Origin of the sequence: Methylomarinum sp. Ch1-1 (assembly GCF_030717995.2) — a bacterium.
In the GTDB taxonomy this organism is placed as follows: Bacteria; Pseudomonadota; Gammaproteobacteria; order Methylococcales; family Methylomonadaceae; genus Methylomarinum; species Methylomarinum roseum.
Genome location: NZ_CP157743.1, coordinates 1,477,894 through 1,497,209, shown reverse-complemented (window position 1 = coordinate 1,497,209; position 19,316 = coordinate 1,477,894). Strand labels below are relative to the sequence as shown.

Below are 19,316 nucleotides of genomic sequence, written 5' to 3'. Positions count from 1 at the left end.
TGGCGTTGTATCCCAGCAAAGATACCGCTAACTTTTTGTGAAACACTTCACAGAAATATCACCAATCATAGGCAAGTGTAATACAATAACTGACCTAATACAGCTTAGTACAAAACTTCATGCTGTCGACCACCGTTTAGTATATCGTTGGCCGTCAGAACGCCGAATCAACGAGTATTCGGCATTTCTTGGACTCATTGATCACCCATATGCTTTCAGAACATCGCCATGACCTTGATTAACGCTTTGTTTAAAGGGAAAAAGCCCCGTTGCAGTCTCAGTCGGGAAAAAGTATCACTACAGACATTGAAACGGCTGATTCCGATTCGCAATCTGGGCGAAGAAAAACTGCAGGCCTTTGCCCTGGAAAAACAAACGGAGGTCCTGGCGGCGGGCGAAACACTGTTCGAGCTGGACAGTCCTACCGACGCCGCCATTTATCTATTGCAGGGCGTGGTGACCCTCGCCGATAAAAATGGAAAGCGCCAGAACATCGATGCCGACAGCGCCGAAGCCCGTTTCCCGCTGTGCAGCGGCACGAAACATGCTGCATCGGCGGTCGCCAAATCCGATATCAGCTACCTGCGCGTATCGCACAAAATCATGTCGATCAATGACGCGATCAACCATGAAGAACTCGTCATTGCGGAGGAGCTGAAAAACAACCGCCTGTTGCAACTGTTCTCTCAGTATTTTATAAACGAAACGGTGGAAGTGCCGTCCTTGCCGAATGTCGCGATCAGATTACGCAAGGCTCTGCAAAAGGATATCGGTGTCGCCGAGGCGGTCAAGATCATCCAGCTAGATCCCGTCATATCGGCAAAATTGATCGAAGTGGCTAATTGTCCGCTCTATTTAACCTTGAACCCGGCGAAAAGCTGTTTTGACGCCGTCAACAGAATCGGTCTGAACGGCGCCCGTAATTTGGTGGTCAGTTTCAGCCTTAAACAGATCTTTAAAAACCAAGCGCCCGCTATAAAAAATTATCTGGACCGCTTGTGGAGGGACAGTTTAAACCTATCCTGTCTTTGTTATGTGCTGGCGCAGGAAAGCGGCCAACAAAATCCGGAAGAGGCCCTGCTAGCCGGTTTGGTTTGCGATATCGGCGCGATTCCTTTTTTGAATTTTGTCGCCAACTTGCCCGCCGAATACCATGACAACGAAGAAATAGAACAAGCCTTACCGGCGGTTAAGGGAGTCGTCGGCGCCACGGTTCTGAAAAACTGGCATTTTGCCGATGAATTCATCGACGTCGCCCTGCATGCAAACGACTGGTATCGCAACGATAGCAAGGAGCTATCGTTGACCGACATCGTTGTGCTGGCGCGCTTACACAGGCAAATCAGCCAGCAAAAGTCCGGCGGACTGCCGCCCATCACATCGATACCGGCGGCCAGCAAACTGAAAAACATCGCGCTTTCACCGGAAAACAGCCTGCATATCCTACATGACGCCAAACACAAAATAAACGACGCGCTGGCCGCATTTTCAGGTTAATGAAGATGGCCGTTGTTCCTGACGACTAGGCGCCTACCCCGGACAAAAACGCGGCGCCGACACTGCACGAAACGCCGACCAAGGTGTATACTGATGTTTGTTTGTAACTATTCAGCATAGTTTTTTTTCAGAGGGAGTAGGTTATTGATTTATCGGGCTGTCTGCAACAGGATGTTGCAGTCAGAGCTTACACGGATGTATTCACCCAGCACCTAAATACCATAGACTATTGGCAATGATTTATAATCGTCGTTTATTTAGGTGCTGGGTGAACGCGTCCCGAGAAATCAATGACCTGCTCCCTAAAGACTGCAAGACCCTGAATAGTTACGTTTGTTTTTCAAATACCCTGACTATGAATTGGTTCAACCGCTTTTTTTCCCGAGCCTCTACGCCGAATAAACAGCAAAGGGGAGACGCCAGATCCGCCCAAGGCGGCGCAGAAAAATCGCTCTCCCAGCCGCTGCCCGGCGAACGGGAAAAACAAGACCTGGGCCGGCTGAAACAGTTTGTGCCGCTCAGAGAGCTAGAAGATTCGGTCGTTGCCGGGTTGCCGCAATCGACCTTGATTTTCGGCGAAGGCGCGTTGATTTTCAACCGCGGCGATAACACCGACCACGTCTATTATCTGCTGGAAGGCCGGATCGCGATGCAGCCCGACAGCGTCAGCTGCTATGAAGTCAGCGCCGACAGCACACGCGCTCATCTGCCGTTAAACAGCGGCCATGTCTGCGGCGCGACGGCCCGCGCCTTGACCGAAGTCAAGATCTTATTAATTTCCGTCGAGCTAAACCGCTTGTGGTCGAAAAAAAGTCAACAAGACATCGACTGTGTCGAACTGGTCGACATCGAGCTGCCTGAAGCGATCGATGACAACCGTTTCTTCACCAGTTTTTGCCAGGCCTATCGAGAAAACAACTTGCAGCTTCCCTCTCTGCCCAACGTCGCCTTCAAGCTAAAACAGGCGATGCAGCAGGATATCGGCATTGATGAAGCGGTCCACATCATACAGATCGACCCGCCCATCGTCACCAAGCTGATTCAGGTGGCCAACAGCCCGCTATACGCCCCCGTTTCGCCAATCGGCAATTGTCACGATGCCGTGACCCGGCTGGGTCTAGCTGCAACGCGCAACCTCGTCATGGGCATCAGCCTGAAACAACTGTTCAACTGCAAGGACAAGCCGCTGATGAAAGCGATGCAGCAGCTCTGGCAAAACAGCCTGCATCTCTCCAGCCTGAGTTTCGTACTGGCCGCGGAAAGTGCGAAAATCAATCCGGAAGACGCCTTGCTGGCCGGCTTGATCAGCGACATCGGCGTCATTCCATTGCTGCGCTTCGCCGAGCAGTACCCTGACCAATATCCCGACGTATCCGACCTGGAGAATGCCATTCCTTATCTGCGCGCTCCGGTGGGCGCCCTGATGCTGCATACGCTGGGCTTTTCCGAACAACTGTGCGACATCCCCCACCACGCCGAAAATTGGCTATACGACAGCGGTGATTCCCTGACGTTGGCCGATATCGTCATTCTGGCCAAGCTGCATCATTATATCGGCACGACAAGAGCGAAGGACCTGCCTTATCTAAATTCGGTTCCCGCCTATGCCAAATTGAAAGACGGAGAACTGGACCCCGACTTCTCGCTTACAATATTGCATAAGGCTCAGCAACGCATTCATTCCGCCATGCATATACTCGCCTAAGCGGCGCACCCTTATCCGGCCGGATAACCTAACCCTATAACCTGTTAACCCGATCAATAGATAGACATGACAAACCCTTTATTAGAAAACACCGAACTACCACAATTTTCCAAGATCAAACCCGAACATATCGAGCCGGCGATCGACGCCTTGTTGGCCGAGGCCCGTCGGGTAACCGAAGAACAACTGAAAAACAGCACGGTTTATAGTTGGGACAATCTGGTCGCGCCGATCGAAGAGGTCGAGGACCGTCTGAATAAGGCCTGGTCGCCGGTCAGCCATATGAATTCGGTGGTCAACAGTGACGCCTTGCGCGACGCCTACAATGCTTGCCTGCCCAAGCTCAGTGAATATGCCACCGAGATGGGCCAGAACAAGGATCTGTATAATGCTTATCACGACATCGCCGGTAGTGAGGAATTCAAACAACTGGACAACGCCCAGCAAAAGATCATTCACAATGCGCTACGCGATTTTCATTTATCCGGCATCGATTTACCCGAAGATAAACAACGACGCTATAAGGAAATCAGCCAGGAACTCTCCCGTCTCTCCAGTCAATATGGCGATAATGTCTTGGATGCCACCAATGCCTGGAGCAAGCTGATCACCGATGCCGATGAGCTGAACGGCCTGCCTGAGACGGCGATGAAACAGGCGCGACAAAGCGCCGAAAACGAAGGCAAGGACGGCTGGCTGATCACGCTGCAATTCCCCTCCTATCTGGCGGTGATGACCTATGCCGACAACAGGGAGCTGCGCCGGGAACATTACGAGGCCTTCGCCACCCGAGCCTCAGATCGCGGCCCCCAAGCCGGACAATGGGATAATAGCCCAATCATGGAGAAAATCCTGGCGCTACGCCACGAAAAGGCGCAATTGCTAGGTTTCGACAATTACGCCGAATTGTCTTTGTATACCAAGATGGCGGAAAGTCCGGATCAAGTGGTCGGCTTTCTCGAGGACCTGGCCGACAAATCCTGGCGTCAGGCCCGCAAGGATCTGGCCGAATTGCGCGGATTCGCCCGTGAACAACACGGTATCGGCCATCTGCAAGCCTGGGACATCGGGTATTACTCGGAAAAGATGCGCCAGCACCGCTACCAGCTGTCGCAGGAAGAAGTGAAAGCCTACTTCCCGGCGCCGAAAGTCATCAATGGACTGTTCGCCGTCGTCGAGAAATTATATGGCCTGCAGATCGGCGAAATCGAAGAGTTCGACAGCTGGCATCCCGATGTCCGTTTCTTCGAAATCAAGGACAAAGATCAACAAATCCGCGGTCGCTTCTACCTGGACCTGTACGCGCGAGCGAAAAAACGCGGCGGCGCCTGGATGGACGACTGCGTCGGGCGCAAGAAAACCGGCGCCGGCTTACAGATTCCGGTGGCCTACCTGACCTGCAACTTCACGCCGCCGACCGCCGAGCACCCGGCATTGTTGACGCACGACGAAGTCGAAACGCTGTTCCATGAATTCGGCCACGGCCTGCATCACATGCTGACTCAGGTCGACCACCTCGGCGTATCCGGCATCAACGGCGTGGAATGGGATGCAGTCGAATTGCCCAGCCAATTCATGGAAAACTGGTGCTGGGAAAAAGATGCGCTGAGCCTGATTTCCGCCCATTACCAAAGCGGCGAACCGCTGCCCGATGAATTGTTCGACAAGATGCTGGCGGCGAAAAACTTTCAGTCCGGCATGATGATGGTCAGGCAACTGGAGTTCAGCCTGTTCGATTTCAAGCTGCATATGAATTATGACCCCGCTAAAGGCGGCCGCCTCCAACAGACTCTGGACCAAGTCCGGGAACAGGTCGCCGTCGTCAAAGTCCCCGAATTCAACCGTTTCGCCCACAGCTTCTCGCATATCTTCGCCGGCGGCTATGCGGCCGGTTATTACAGCTATAAATGGGCCGAGGTATTGTCGGCGGATGCCTTTTCGCTATTCGAGGAAAACGGTATTTTCGACCGTCCCACCGGCGAATCCTTCCTGCATAACATCCTCGAAAAAGGCGGCAGCGAAGACGCGATGATCCTGTTTAAAAATTTCCGCGGTCGCGAGCCGGAAATCGACGCGCTGCTCAGACATAACGGCATCGCGGCATGAAATACAAGGATCTCAGAGACTTCATCAAACAACTGGAAAAACAGGGCGAGTTGAAACGCATCACCGTCGAAGTCGACCCGGTGCTGGAAATGACCGAAATCAGCGATCGGGTGCTGAAACAAGGTGGACCGGCGCTGCTGTTCGAGAACCCGAAAGGCGGCAATATTCCGGTATTGGCCAATCTGTTCGGCACCGCCAAGCGCGTGGCCATGGGCATGGGCGCCGAATCGGTGACGGAACTGCGCGGCATCGGCGAGCTGCTGGCCTATCTGAAGGAGCCGGAACCCCCGAAGGGCATGAAAGATGCCGTGGAAAAACTGCCGGTATTCAAACAAGTGTTGAACATGGCGCCGAAGCTGGTCAAGAACCCGCCCTGCCAAGAACTCGTCCGGGTCGGCGACGAAATCGACCTGGCCGACTACCCGATCCAGACTTGCTGGCCCGAGGATGCCGCGCCGTTGATCACCTGGCCGCTGGTCATCACCCAAGGTCCGTATAAGGAACGGCAGAATCTAGGCATATACCGCCAACAGGTGATCGGCAAGAACAAGGTCATCATGCGCTGGCTGGCCCACCGCGGCGGCGCGCTGGACTTCAAGGAATGGCAGGATGCGCACCCAGGCGAACCGTTCCCGGTGTCGGTGGCGTTGGGCGCGGACCCCGCGACGATTTTGGCGGCGGTAACGCCGGTCCCCGACCCATTGTCCGAATACGCCTTCGCCGGTCTGCTGCGCGGCAGCAAAACCGAAGTCGCCGACTGCATCAGCAACGACTTACAGGTGCCCGCCAGCGCCGAAATCGTGCTGGAAGGCTTCATCTATCCCGGAGAAACCGCGCCGGAAGGCCCCTACGGCGACCATACCGGCTATTACAACGAAGTGGACGAGTTCCCTGTGTTCACGATCGAACGCATCACCCAGCGCCAGGCGCCGATTTATCACAGCACCTACACCGGCCGGCCGCCCGACGAACCGGCCATTTTAGGGGTGGCGCTGAACGAAGTATTCGTGCCGATCCTACAGAAGCAATTTCCGGAAATCGTCGACTTTTATCTGCCGCCGGAAGGCTGCTCTTATCGGATGGCGGTCATCAGCATGAAGAAACAATACGCCGGTCATGCCAAGCGGGTCATGCTCGGCACTTGGTCTTATCTGCGCCAGTTCATGTATACCAAGTTTGTCATCGTCGTCGATGACGATGTCGACGCGCGCAACTGGCAGGACGTGATCTGGGCGATGACGACCCGGATGGACCCGGCCCGCGACACGACGATCCTGGAGAACACGCCGATCGATTATCTGGATTTCGCCTCGCCGGTCTCCGGCCTAGGCTCGAAGATCGGCTTCGACGCCACCAATAAATGGCCCGGCGAAACCACCCGGGAATGGGGACGACCGATCGTGATGAAGCAGGAAGTAAGAGACAAAGTCGACCAAATGTGGGAGTCGTTGTTTAACGATTGAAACTACTGGGTCGGACGGAGTATTCACTCCGTCCGCAACCTTACCTAACGTCCCAACAAAACCGACTGACTGGCATGATCACATCGCCGGACGGGGTATTCACCCCGTCCGCAACCTTACCCCATTAATCGGTAAAAAAGCTAACATTTAACGGCGATGTTGGATTCGCGGATGACCATAGCCAATATTCCGGCCGCCTTACATAGCCTTTTCGGACCGGATTATCATGAATGTAATTGAGTTTCTGCTGATAGAAATGGAAATTCTCAATTTTCTTTGGCGCATTGGTATTTTGCCAAAATTGATATTTCGATTTGTGGTCGACGAATAACTGCAATACACGAGGTTCCGTCACCTCAAGATTCAAGCGAAATTGCTTGGAAGTATGACGTTTAAAATCCCGGATAAAGCCCACCATATCCTGTGATGTCGCAATGATGTGGAGATGGTTCAGCATAAATACATAGCCGTTAAGCGCCAATCCTTTATTTTCTTGGCAATACCTGATCGAATCAGCTAGAATTTCCCATCGGCCATGGCGATCGAACAAATAATACCAACGCTGAACGGTCATCGTTAAATAATACGTTCCTGCACTGAGCCCGGCAACGACGCGTCTGGAAGGCATAAACTAACCTCCAAAAAGTGAAGGAAAAGATTGGAAGAATTTGTTATCACTCAGAATGATTCGTACACCGCTCTTGGCATCGAAGCAAGTCCAATCAATCTAAACATTGGGCCGGGATGAAAATCCCGTCCCGCCCAAGTTGTTTAACGATTGAAACTACTGGGTCGGACGGAGTATTCACTCCGTCCGCAACCTTACCTAACGTCCCAACAAAACCGACTGACTGGCATGATCACTCAGATTGTGTCTCACACCGTTCTTGGCATCGGCGCAAATCCAGCCAATCTTTAAGCATGGGGACGGGATACACATCCCGTCCCGCTCAGGCATCTCCAGCGCCTCGGCGCCTCTGCGGTTAACGTTTAAAGCCGGTATCAACCGGAAATCGATTCGACCCGGCTGACGACTTCGTTGGATGCCAGCTCCAGACCTCTTTTGAAGCAGTCACTGGCCTTGTCTTTATCGCCTTTTTCCAACAATAAATCACCCAGCAATTGATAGCCGGCGACGCTAGGGTCGGTGGCAACGCTTTTCGCCAGGTATTGTTCGGCTTTTTCCATCTGCCCGCACTTCATGCTGATTTTGCCCAGCACTCTGAGCAACACCGCATCGGAATGATGGACCGCCAGCCATTGCTCGCCGGTCTGCAATTGCTTGGCAAAATCGGCCGATTCAATGTTGCCATACAACACCAATAAGGTTTCATCCCAACTCTTAACGAGGGAGTTCACCAACTGTCCCTCAATTTTGGCGCCGGCGCCGGCCTCAATCATCGCGGCATAGTAAATAGCGGCGATGCCTTGAACGGTTCGGATATGCTCAGGCACGCTGTCCCAGCATTGCTGGATGTCATCCTCATCGCCCTCTTCGGCAGCCTGCTTCAACAAACGACTGTATGTCTCCGTTTCCAACAGTTTGACTTCGGCTTCCATCAGAATCTTATTTTTATGCAGCGAGGGTATCAGTTTTCGTAAGCCCTCCCAATCACCGGCGAGCTGATAGGCCTGGTGCAGCATCTTCAAGACGCTGGCATGCCCCGGTTCTATCGAATGTAATTTGCTCAGGGTTTGCAGCGCCTGCTCAAACTGCTTTTCCGATAAATGCAATTCCGCCTGAGTCAAGCCGACGGCAATATCGCTGTCGGAAGCCTGTTCGGCGGCTTTGCTAAGATATTCATCGCGTTTTTCGAAGGCTCCGCGTGACTGGGCCGCTTTCGCCGCCGTCAAATAGTGCAACAAAGGCGCACCGCTATTGGATGCATGCTTGATCAATACCTTCTCGGCCCGCTCCCAATTACCTTCGGCCGAATCGACCAAGCCGGCGATCAAAGCCTCCTGGGAACGATTGAATTTGATCGTTTTTCCTTTTTCCTTCATCCGCGAAGGCAAGCGCAACAACCAACCGAGAAAACGAAAAAAGACATAAAAAACAAAGAAGGCGATCACCGAGGAAACGGCGAACACCACCAGCGAGGTCTCCAGCGCCCAATGACCGAAACCGATCAGGACATAACCGGGATCATTATATTGCGTCAACCAGCCATGAATGATAAAAGCCGCGGCAATAGCAACAAACAGGGCCCCCAGAAAATAAATGATGTTTTTCATAATGTCTGCTCTTTATTGCGCGCTATTCGGCTGCTCTGCCGGCTGCTCACGATCATTCTGCATCGCCTTGTCGTTTTCGAGTCTCAACTTGCCGATATCCCGCAGCATCTTTAATGAGGCGCTGATGTCTGGAAAATGCGCCCGAATCTCAATGTTATTCAGCCTTTCGAGCTCGGCGGCAAAACTCTGAGCATCATTGTTTTGGCTGAAGTTTTCATTCAACCATCGTTTGGCGTCTGCTATCGCGGTTTTATATAAGGTATCGTTTTGCTGCACCAGCGCAATTTTGATCATTTCCAGTTTGACGCCGAGCTGATCTTTGATGAACTGAGCTTCTTCCGGCGTCAGAATTTCCTTCACAGGCTGATCGGTGTGGCGCAAGGTCACATAACCTTCGAGTTGACCAAAAATCGCACTTAAAAAATCATGCCCTTCCTCTGACGGTATCTTATGCTCATGAATTTGCTTCGAGGGCGTTAGATCCTTGCCGGCATAAGGCAGAAATACCGCCAGATTGTCGACTTTTTCCTTTAACAATTGCAACGTCGAATAGATTCCGACGATATCAGGCACCTGCACCGTTTTTAAGGCGGCCAGCTCCTTGGCGATTTGTTCCCGCACTTTATACACCGAGGCGTCGCCGCTTTCCCGCAGCCTCTGATCGGCGGCTTCCAAGGCCTCACGTGTGGTGTTGAGGTCGCCGACCAAATGTAAGCGCTGATTGGCGACACTTAACAGGTACTCGGCGTCGGCGATCAACCAATCGCCCCGAGTCTTACCCAACTGCCTTTGCAAGTGGAGGATGGACTCTTGCAACTGCTTGCGTGTCGATTCGAGTTTTTCAATGTGCAGATCAGAAAACTCTTCCAGCTTTTTATTAAAATGGGCTTCCTTGCCGGTCACATCGGCGTCCACCGTCGCCAGTTGCGACTGCATCGCAGCCAGTTGAGACTGAAATGCGTTCATTTGCTTGCTGACTTCGATTAATTTAAGTTCATCCTGGCTGCTCAAGGCATCCTGATGTTCGCGCAGTTGTTGCAGCAAATAGAAACCGGCTCCGGCCAGGACCACGATGCATAATGTCATAATGACGCCAAACCAGAGGCCGGCGCGAGATTTCTTTACTTCTACTTGCGCCTGCGCCGCTGGCTGCGTCTCTTGCTCTTCAATTACTTCGGCCACTGTTTTCCCCATGGTAACGTAGTCAATGTCTGTAAAATTGCTGTATCGGCCGGGCTATTGGTAACAAGGATCCGTTTGAACCCAATTTGTCTGGCCATTTGTTCAATTCTGTCGCTAATCACAACCAAAGGCAGCGAAAATAATAAAGGAGCATCATCGCCCAGCATGGCCAGCAAATTTTGCAGGGCCTCGCCACTGGTTATTGTGACGGCGTTTAGCCGATTATGTTGCAATAATGCCAGCAGTTCCGAAATATCCCTATTCGGCATGGTTCTTTGATAGACTTCCAAATAATCAACCGAGGCGCCCCGTTGACGCAGGGTATCGGCCAGCATTTCACGGCCGCCCCGACCGCGCACGATCAAACACCGTTGCCCGGCGATTGCTCTCATCGCCGATGTTTGCAGCAAGGCTTCGCTGTTAAAGCCCTGATCCGGCAACAAATCAACGCTTAAATCATGATCCTTCAAGGCTTTTGCCGTTGCCCCGCCAACCGCGGCAATCCGTGGCTCGGCAAACTGCTCTATTTTGCCATTGTTCGCCTTGAGCGCAAAATTTACCGCATTCGCGCTGATGAAAATCAACCAATGGTAATCGTTCAAAGCCTGCAACTTAGCCTTGATTTCATCCGTTTGAGCAAGCGGTTTAATCTCCAGCGTCGGAAAGTTCAGCGCAATTCCGCCCTGCCGTTCGATTAAACGACATAAGCCTTCCGCTTGTGGCCGAGGGCGGGTCACTAAAATCCGAACGCCGTTCAAACCGAACTCACGGTTGAGCATAGACCTCCTGCAGAATCTTGGCGGCGCCTTGAGCCAGCAAATCCTCGGCAATCGTAAGGCCTATTTGTTCCGCCTGTTCAGGGGTGCCGGAGGCCTCGGCGCGATACACCAAGGAGCCGTCCGGCTTGCCGACTAAGCCCCGCATCATCAGCCGGCCATTGTCGAGCTCGGCAAAACCGGCAATAGGCACCTGACAGCCGCCATTTAGCCGCGCATTCATCGCGCGTTCGGCGCGCAGGCGGATCGTCGTTTCTTCGTCATGCAAGGCCTGTAAATAGGTGTTGATGACAACATCGTCAGCACGACATTCGATGCCAACCGCTCCCTGTCCTATCGCAGGCAAACTATCCGCAGGATCTAGCGATTCGGCAATGCGTTCCTCCATGCCCAATCTCTTTAATCCCGCCGAGGCGAGTATAATGGCGTCGAATTCACCGGCATCCAATTTAGCCAGTCGGGTATTGACATTCCCTCTAAGATTAAGAATTTCCGCCTCTGGCAGACGTTCCTTGACCTGACATTGCCGACGCAGGCTGCAGGTCCCGATTCTGGCGTTGGCGGGTAAATCTTTCAACGATCCATAATGATTGGAGACGAATGCATCGGTGGGGTCTTCGCGCTGAAGAATCACGGAGAGATGCAATCCTGGCGGAAACTCAACCGGCACATCCTTCATCGAATGAACCGCGATATCGGCCGCCCCTTCCAGCATGCCTTGTTCCAATTCTTTGACGAATAAACCTTTACCGCCCACCTTGGCCAGCGGCGCATCCAGAAGCTTGTCTCCACGGGTGACCATCGTGACCAGCTCCGCCTTGATTTCCGGGAAAGCCTGCTCCAGACGAGTCGCGACATGTTCGGCCTGCCACAACGCCAAAGGACTTTTACGAGTTGCAATACGAATAATTTTCTTAGCCAAAATCGATCCTGAACAGCAGTTAAAAAACACTTATTGTAAACTGATTTACTGTGAAAATCCCTTCGCAAGAGAAATCAGCATGCATTCAATTTTAACTTTATCGTTTAAAAAATCGGCAAACTTAGACCGGATAAAATCCGTGTAAGTGATTAATTTTTAAAAACACAACTTTAGCATGTGTTAAAATTAAAAAGTGCGGAATTTTCTTGTTGCGCATATCACAACAATCAACATCATTATATTCGAGGTAAAATTTCTAATGGATTTATTGAAAAAATTATTGCTGGCTGTTTCCGTCACCGTTGCCATGTCTGCCATGGCCCCTGTCGCGACAGCCGCTGGAAAAATAGAGAACGCGACCGCCGAGGAAGTCAGCCAAGCAATCGAGGACGCCATTCGCCTCTCCGAAGAAGCGCTGACCGCTGTGCAAAACGGCACAGACGAAGACACCGTATTGGGATTATTAAAATCCACCAAACAAGCGTCGAAAAGAATTGAAAGCAACATCGTCGACAGATTGCGCTCCAAAGCCAACTCTCGCATTTCGAAAGCGCGTTCAGCGATCAGAAAAGGCGATAACGCAAAAGCCGAAAGCTACTTAATAGAAGCCGTTTCAATCTTCAAGGAAGTTCAGAGCAAATACAAAGCATTCTAAGGCGCTAATCATCTATGTAGATTAGACACAGCCGAATCGGGTTAGGTCGCTCAGACCGGCCCGATTTCATCCCCTCATCAACAGCAAAAAGCCCGCTACTTAAGGGGCCGCCAATGGCCATCCGAGCAATAATACCGTTAACGTGACCGTGGCTATCACCGCATTCATTGGCAAACCGACGCGTAAAAAATCGGAAAATCGATACCCACCTGGCCCATAAACCATCAAATTGGTTTGATAGCCCAGAGGCGTGGCAAAACTGGCCGATGCCGCTATCATGATGGCGAAGACAAAAGGAACGTCGTTCAGGCCTGCTTTACCGGTGATTTCCAAGACGACCGGCAACATCAAAATCGCCGCTGCATTATTGGTAATGACTTCGGTCAACACTGACACGGCAATATAGGTCAGAATCAACAACAACCAAGGCGTGCCGCCGCTCAAATCGATCATGTTTTCGGCGACAAAAGCCGCAACGCCGGTTTTGTGCAGCGCATTCCCTAACGCAAATGACGCTGCAATGGTGATAATCACGGTCAGATCCAGACTTCTTTCGGCCTGACTAACCGAACAGCAACCTGTGATGATCATCAAGCCCGCGCCGAGTAGCGCCGCATTAAGCATGCTGATCAAGCCCAAACCGGCGGCACTCACCGCAACCAATAGTATCCCCCAGGCCAGATAGGCCCGTTCATGACGCGGCGTTTCGGTGTCCAAGTCATTGATCAGCAAAAAATCCTTATTGTAACGCTGACGACTGACAAAAGCCGGCCTGGCCTCCAGCAATAACGTATCGCCCGCCTGCAACTTGATGCTGCCCAGATTGCCTTTCACCCGTTCACCATTGCGCGCCACCGCCAGCACCACCGCACCATAACGATCGCGAAAACGGGCATCGCGTATCGCATCGCCAACGGCGGCGCAATGCGGCGAAACGACCGCCTCCACCAGCCGTCTTTCGGCTCGCTCGTTCATCAGCGGTTGAGCATGACCATTTTCGGCCGAGGGCACGATGCCATTGATGCGCAGCAAATCCGAAATCGCCTCGGTATCGCCGGCGAAGACCAGACGATCGCCCCCTTGCAGCCTTTCTTCCGACGGGACAGCGGTGACGACGGTGCCGCCACGCTCGATCTCCACCAAATAGATGCGCTTCAAGTTTCTCAAGCCGGCCCCTTCCACCGTCTTGCCGACTAACGGGCCTTTATCGGCGACCGAAACCTCCAGCGTGAATTCGCGCAAATTGGCAAAGGCCTTGTTCTGCTCTCGCTTTGGCATCCAGGCGGGAAAGAACAGCCACATGAACGCCAGGCCAACGATCACGACCGGAATACTGACCGCCGAGATCGAAAACAAGGAAAAGCCGGTCTCGCCGGTAAGCGTCTGATACTGACCATTGACGATCAAGTTAGTGCTGGTGCCGATCAATGTCAGCGTCCCACCCAAAATGGCGCTATAACTTAACGGAATCAGCAACTGTGACGGCGCAATCCCGATTCTGCGCGACCAGGTATGTATCGCCGGAATCAATGTCGCGACCACCGGCGTATTATTGAGAAAGCCGCTCAGCAACACCACCGGCAAAAAGATGCGGGCAAGCGCCGAACGCACCGAACCAGGATTTCCTAACACATGATGGACCAGTAAATCGACCGCGCCCGAGGAATGCATACCGGCCGCAACGACAAACATCGCCGCCACGGTAATCAATCCGGAATTGCTGAATCCGGCCAAGGCTTCCTGACTGCTAAGCACGCCACTGACGCTCAATATCGTCAGCACCGCCATCATCACGAAATGCGGTCCTATACGAGTCAATATCAGCGTCAATAACGCCCCCGCGCTCAATGCCAATGACAGCCAGCCTTGCCAATCCATATCTTTGCTTTCCCAACAGAAATAAAAAGGAATATATAATAGCGCTATCGATAAACAAAAACTAACGGATGAAAGGCCAGCAATTCTCATTATGACGCCAGTCGTCTAAACTGGCAGCCCAATCCTGAGCGCGACGGGATATGCATCCCGTCGCAATGCTTTTGTGGTTTAGGCCTCGATCGATACCATATCCGATATGACGGTCGGCGTTTATCCATATAGGCTGGTCAGAATACGGAACATAACGGGCGGGTTTACAAAACCCGTCCGGCACGGGACGAGCCTAAAAGGCAAAAATATTCGGGGTAATATTCGGGGTCAGAGTAACATTTATAATATTCGGGGTCAGAGTAACATTTATGTTTCATTAATGCTCCGATTTCGTGGCCTTCCCGGCTTTCTTGCCGTAACGCGTTGCTTGGTTAATGCTTCTATTTGTGACGTGAACCGCTCATTTCCCAACGCCAACGTAAGTATTCACACACCCTAGCTGAAAATACAAAATAATTGACAAACCGACACAAGAACATTGTACAAATCCATTAAGAAGCCTTAGTATTTATCCCATGCAACTCAGTAACCAGGACCTAAGCCAAATCGATGAAGACGAGCTTCTCAATTTACCGGAAGAGGAATTACGTTACCTATCGATTAAGTTACTTAACGACCTAAAAGAAGCGCGTGAGCGCTTAAGCCAAAATTCGCGCAACAGCTCTCGTCCACCTAGCAGCGAAGCGCCTTGGGATAAAGCAGCTACAGATAATACAAACGATCAAGAACAAACGGAGATCGATAAGTCTGCTGAAACGGAAGACACCGTCACCCCCCCGTCGCCTTCTAAAAAAGATCAGCAACAGTCCGCTGATCCTAACAATGAACATCAAGAACCCCGCAAACCCGGCAAACAACCAGGCGCACAAGGCTTTGGCCGAACACAAAAGCTAGCCATTACCCACTATCAAGATCATTACCCTGAAATATGTGCCTGCTGCCATCAAACATTAGAGCCGCGTCATGCTATCGCCTATGCCGCGTATGAAACAATCAATGTCGAATGGGGCGATGTTGAGCATCCAGGCATTCTAGTCACCCATACCAAGCACATCTCTATGAAGTAGTGTGCGCCAATGGACATATCACGCGCAAAGAAGTCAGTCGTAGCAGTCATGCTCAATTGCCGGGTATTAGCCGAACTGAATGGCGTTTAGTGGGGCCTGGACTGGCAGCAATGATTGTTTGTCTTGCCTACCGTATGCGCCTATCGCGTGAGCGTATTCAGGAATTTTATATGACTGGTTAGGTATTAAATTAAGTGTTGGCACCATCAATAATACCCTGCATGAAAGTGGCGCAGCGGCTATGCCGCTTGAAGATGAGTTTGCACAAGAAATCATTAACAGCGAATTGCTGCATGTAGACGAAACCTCCTGGATGGAGCACACGACTTTTCTTTGGTTATGGGTGTTCAGTACGAATCGCGTCACAGCCTATTGGATTGCTACGCGTAGCGCTGAATTATTGGAAAATCTTTTAGGCGACGACTTTAATGGTTGGTTAATGAGCGATGGCTACACGGTTTATCGCAAATATCTGAGTCGGTTACGTTGCTGGGCTCATCTTCTGCGTAAAGCGAAAGGGCTCAATGAAAGCTTAAACAGAGACGCCCAGCTTTTTGGTCAACAAACGCACGATTTACTGGCTGTGTTGATAGGTGCGGTACGCAAAGCGCGAATAACACCACCTGATACGCCACTTTCTGAAACTTATCGCCTGCAATTACTGCTCTATCAGCAGATGTGTATACAAATGAAAACCCATGAACATAAGAAAACAGCAGCATTAGCCACGGAAATGCTAAATGACTGGACAGCTATTTTTCAAGTTCTGGATCAACCGCATCAGCCCTTAACGAATAATGAAGCGGAGCGAGCGTTGCGCCACTGGGTTATTTTACGCGGCATTTGCTATGGCACGCGCTCGGAAAATGGGACGCGTGTGTTCGCTATTTTAATCAGCGTCATTGAAACCTGCCGCAAAAGAAATCAGTCACCGTGGATTTATTTGGCACAAGTGATCGCAAGTCAGCGGTCAGGCTTGCCGGTACCGGCCTTGCCAATTGTTAGGGTGTCTGAATAATTACACGCCAACCCTTTATTAATATTCTCCCTGATTTCCATTAATAGATCTGTTCCGACATGCGCTTTAAACAAATCACGGTAGTTGCTTAACCGCTCTTTTTTCGATCTCCCTAAAGCCAGATATTCTGGATGCGGCGTTTGTAATTCACTTTCCACGCCCAATGCATTGATAGTATAGCTCGACCAACTATAGTCACTGGGATCATTAACCATATCAGCTCGGACCGGATTTAACTCGATATAGCGATAGAGTTCAAGCAGATACCGCTCACTTTGCACCAAACAAGATTTGAAACGACCTTCCCACAACGTGCCGCTGCGCTGATAGGTATGATTATAATAGCGAACATACAGGCGACCGATTGATTGCATCATTCGGCTAATAGCATTCTCTTTCCAAGGTGTACACAGCAGATGAACATGATTTGTCATCAAGACCCAGGCATGCACATCGACCTGATGCTTTAGGGACAACTCTTTGAGCCAGTTGAGATACGCCTTCATATCTTCTTCACTGGCAAAGCAGACCTGCCGGTTATTTCCTCGCTGTAGGATATGTTGAGGCACGCCGACAGGGGCAACTCGGGTTAATCTTGCCATTGCGTCACCTAATTTACGAGTCAAAAAGGCGATAATAACAGATAAATGTTACTCTGACCCCAAATATTGACCCCAAATATTGTGCGGTTCCTTAAAACAGTCTGGAGAAGCGAGTGGTTGCAAACAGGCTCGATTAAGCCATAGCTCTGATGATAAAAAGCAGAACTAATTCAGGGTAGAAATAACAAGTAATAGAAGAAAAACCGGACCAGAAATGGACCAGAGGAAGCTTTTGAAGAAATTCGAAAGAAAAGATTGCTGGTAAAGCATGGTGCCCAGGGACAGAATCGAACTGCCGACACGGGGATTTTCAGTCCCCTGCTCTACCGACTGAGCTACCTGGGCTTGGAGGAAGTGTTTTTTGATGGTGCCCAGGGACAGAATCGAACTGCCGACACGGGGATTTTCAGTCCCCTGCTCTACCGACTGAGCTACCTGGGCTCACCAAAAGTTCGCTATTAAACTAATTTATCCGCTCTGAGTCAAGAAAAAAACTTGATAAACCGTTGCCATCACGCTTGCGGCGAACCTTTTTTACTGCTGAACAAGTTGATTATAAAGCCAAAAACTTTTTTGATGCCCTTCCATATTTTTGGCAACAGCCAAATCATCAGTGCAATGAACAGCGCCAGCGCCAGCAGAAAGATCAGCGGGTGATTCAAACAGGCCCATACCCCGCCGATGACGGCGATATCCTCGCCGATTGAGGCGGTCCAATTGCTGAAGGGTTCCGGCGAGGCGTTGATCAACACCCGGGCTCCGGCCTTGGTGGCGTGAGACCCGGCCGCCATGCCGCCTCCCAAGATCGCCGCCGCCAATTCGACGGCAGGATTCAAATCCCCGACCGCGCCGGCCGCCAACATCGCGCCAGCCGGTATGCGCACAAAGGTATGCAAGGTATCCCAGCCGGTATCGACGCCGGGCACCTTATCGGCGAAGAACTCGACGCAGTACATCAAGCCGGCGGCTCCCATCACCGCCGGATTCGCCACCACTTGCAAATCGGAAGGCAAATCGATGTTGCCGGTATTGGCCAGATAACCCAAGGTGAACAACGTGGCGTAAAGATTGATTCCGCTGGCCCAAGCCAACCCCATCGTTAACGCCAATGTCGTCGAAATTTGCTCTAATGCTTCCATAACAGCTCATCGCCTTTGATAATTGAACGGATACGTTAACGGTGTTTACCTTAACAGCACCTGACCGCGCCAAATTGAATTGTAGCGCAATTCTAATGTCGGCCGTTAAATTCGCCCACTTTCCCTGCAATTCCCATATATGGCTCACGAAGAGGGCTTGGGGTGTGTTTGGCGAAGATGTCGGCGGCAGGGAGTCCGCCGTCAAGCCCCCCCAAGGATGGGTACACGGCGCTCCTCGACAGGCTACCCCAAGCCCTAAATACCGCTAAAACTCTGAAATTGGGAATTGCAGCCTTTCTTTTCCGCCATATAGCGGACTGACGGCAGTTAGGTATAGCGATCACCGTCTCGAACTTTATGCTTGCAAAAAATAATTGCCGTTGCCCACCTTTAAAAACTCAATCTTTTCCCCAATATCATTCGATAACATGTAAAATTGACCAGTTTAGATATTACTGAGTGGGATAGTTGTGAATTTAAGAGGTACTACCATACTTTCTGTTCGCCGAGGCGACAAAGTAGTCATCGGCGGTGACGGCCAAGTCACCCTGGGTAACACGGTCATGAAAGGCAATGCCCGTAAAGTGCGACGGCTCTACCATGACAAGGTGATTGCCGGTTTCGCCGGCGCGACGGCCGACGCCTTTACCCTGTTCGAACATTTTGAAGGCAAGCTGGAAAAACACCGCGGCAATCTGACCCGCGCGGCCGTGGAAATGGCCAAGGACTGGCGCACCGATCGCGCGCTGCGCAAACTCGAAGCGCTGTTGACGATCGCCGACGCCAAGACCTCGCTGATCATCTCCGGCACCGGCGACGTCATCGAACCGGAATACGACCTGATGGCGATTGGCTCCGGCGGTTCTTACGCCCAATCGGCGGCGCGCGCCTTGCTGGAAAACAGCGACCTGAGCGCCCGTGAGATTGTCGAGAAATCGCTGACCATTGCCGCCGATATCTGCATCTACACCAACCACAATCTGACCATCGAAGAACTAGACGCCGAGCCGCAAGAGTAGA

16 protein-coding genes and 2 tRNA genes are annotated in these 19,316 nt (G+C 51.6%); 8 read left to right on the top strand and 10 right to left on the bottom strand.

Annotation, left to right across the window (positions count from 1 at the left end; all coding sequences use genetic code 11):
• Positions 1-228 precede the first annotated feature (228 nt).
• The 4 genes from Q9L42_RS07265 (at position 229) to ubiD (ending at position 6,771) form a co-directional block, all read left to right on the top strand.
• The gene (locus Q9L42_RS07265) at positions 229-1,497 is read left to right on the top strand and encodes an HDOD domain-containing protein (RefSeq protein WP_305909098.1); all 1,269 of its coding nucleotides are present in this window, start codon (positions 229-231) and stop codon (positions 1,495-1,497) included.
• Between the two features lie 355 nt (positions 1,498-1,852).
• On the top strand, positions 1,853-3,202 hold the full coding sequence (locus Q9L42_RS07260; RefSeq protein ID WP_349432459.1) for an HDOD domain-containing protein: 1,350 nt from the start codon (positions 1,853-1,855) through the stop codon (positions 3,200-3,202).
• Between the two features lie 66 nt (positions 3,203-3,268).
• On the top strand, positions 3,269-5,308 hold the full coding sequence (gene prlC, locus Q9L42_RS07255) for an oligopeptidase A (RefSeq protein ID WP_305909100.1): 2,040 nt from the start codon (positions 3,269-3,271) through the stop codon (positions 5,306-5,308).
• Positions 5,305-6,771 (top strand): 4-hydroxy-3-polyprenylbenzoate decarboxylase, encoded by a 1,467-nt coding sequence (gene ubiD, locus Q9L42_RS07250; RefSeq protein ID WP_305909101.1) that lies wholly within the window; start codon positions 5,305-5,307, stop codon positions 6,769-6,771. Before prlC ends, ubiD begins: the two co-directional genes overlap by 4 nt.
• Positions 6,772-6,895: 124 nt before the next feature.
• Here ubiD and Q9L42_RS07245 read toward each other — a convergent pair whose 3' ends face one another.
• The 5 genes from Q9L42_RS07245 to hemC all read right to left on the bottom strand — a co-directional run bounded on the left by Q9L42_RS07245 (position 6,896) and on the right by hemC (position 11,886).
• Positions 6,896-7,399 carry an REP-associated tyrosine transposase gene (locus Q9L42_RS07245; RefSeq protein ID WP_305909102.1) on the bottom strand — a complete coding sequence of 168 codons (504 nt, stop codon included), beginning with the start codon at positions 7,397-7,399 and terminating at the stop codon, positions 6,896-6,898.
• Positions 7,400-7,773: 374 nt separating this feature from the next.
• The gene (locus Q9L42_RS07240; protein ID WP_305909103.1) at positions 7,774-9,006 is read right to left on the bottom strand and encodes a heme biosynthesis HemY N-terminal domain-containing protein; all 1,233 of its coding nucleotides are present in this window, start codon (positions 9,004-9,006) and stop codon (positions 7,774-7,776) included.
• Between the two features lie 12 nt (positions 9,007-9,018).
• Positions 9,019-10,188, bottom strand: a complete 1,170-nt coding sequence (locus tag Q9L42_RS07235; protein ID WP_305909104.1) for a uroporphyrinogen-III C-methyltransferase — start codon at positions 10,186-10,188, stop codon at positions 9,019-9,021.
• Positions 10,176-10,967, bottom strand: coding sequence for a uroporphyrinogen-III synthase (locus tag Q9L42_RS07230; RefSeq protein WP_305909105.1), 792 nt, complete (start codon positions 10,965-10,967; stop codon positions 10,176-10,178). Before Q9L42_RS07230 ends, Q9L42_RS07235 begins: the two co-directional genes overlap by 13 nt.
• Positions 10,954-11,886: a hydroxymethylbilane synthase gene (hemC, locus tag Q9L42_RS07225; protein WP_305909106.1), complete on the bottom strand. Its 933-nt coding sequence runs from the start codon at positions 11,884-11,886 to the stop codon at positions 10,954-10,956. The genes Q9L42_RS07230 and hemC overlap by 14 nt, the downstream gene beginning before the upstream one ends.
• Positions 11,887-12,145: 259 nt before the next feature.
• On the opposite strand from hemC, the gene Q9L42_RS07220 reads away from it, so the two are divergent.
• Positions 12,146-12,541 carry a hypothetical protein gene (locus Q9L42_RS07220; protein WP_305909107.1) on the top strand — a complete coding sequence of 132 codons (396 nt, stop codon included), beginning with the start codon at positions 12,146-12,148 and terminating at the stop codon, positions 12,539-12,541.
• A 99-nt stretch (positions 12,542-12,640) separates the two neighbouring features.
• On the opposite strand, the gene Q9L42_RS07215 is transcribed toward Q9L42_RS07220, so the two are convergent.
• Positions 12,641-14,419, bottom strand: coding sequence for an SLC13 family permease (locus Q9L42_RS07215; protein WP_305909108.1), 1,779 nt, complete (start codon positions 14,417-14,419; stop codon positions 12,641-12,643).
• Between the two features lie 566 nt (positions 14,420-14,985).
• Between Q9L42_RS07215 and Q9L42_RS07210 the strand changes: the two genes are divergently transcribed.
• Complete coding sequence (locus tag Q9L42_RS07210) at positions 14,986-15,537, top strand: DUF6444 domain-containing protein (RefSeq protein WP_349432456.1); 552 nt, start codon at positions 14,986-14,988, stop codon at positions 15,535-15,537.
• Between the two features lie 163 nt (positions 15,538-15,700).
• Entirely contained in the window at positions 15,701-16,555 is an 855-nt protein-coding gene (tnpC, locus tag Q9L42_RS07205) for an IS66 family transposase (protein WP_349432745.1), read from the top strand.
• Here the strand turns inward: tnpC and Q9L42_RS07200 are convergent.
• The 4 genes from Q9L42_RS07200 to Q9L42_RS07185 form a co-directional block, all read right to left on the bottom strand.
• On the bottom strand, positions 16,501-17,157 hold the full coding sequence (locus Q9L42_RS07200; RefSeq protein WP_305909109.1) for a transposase: 657 nt from the start codon (positions 17,155-17,157) through the stop codon (positions 16,501-16,503). The two genes, tnpC and Q9L42_RS07200, sit on opposite strands and share 55 nt — an antisense overlap.
• A gap of 269 nt (positions 17,158-17,426) precedes the next feature.
• A tRNA-Phe gene (locus tag Q9L42_RS07195) sits at positions 17,427-17,502 on the bottom strand.
• A gap of 20 nt (positions 17,503-17,522) precedes the next feature.
• Positions 17,523-17,598: transfer RNA gene (locus tag Q9L42_RS07190), tRNA-Phe, on the bottom strand.
• A 71-nt stretch (positions 17,599-17,669) separates the two neighbouring features.
• The gene (locus Q9L42_RS07185; RefSeq protein WP_349432455.1) at positions 17,670-18,296 is read right to left on the bottom strand and encodes a DUF4126 domain-containing protein; all 627 of its coding nucleotides are present in this window, start codon (positions 18,294-18,296) and stop codon (positions 17,670-17,672) included.
• Between the two features lie 470 nt (positions 18,297-18,766).
• Here Q9L42_RS07185 and hslV point away from each other — a divergent pair, with 470 nt between their 5' ends.
• Positions 18,767-19,315, top strand: coding sequence for an ATP-dependent protease subunit HslV (gene hslV / locus Q9L42_RS07180; RefSeq protein WP_305909111.1), 549 nt, complete (start codon positions 18,767-18,769; stop codon positions 19,313-19,315).
• The last annotated feature ends 1 nt before the right edge of the window (position 19,316 follow it).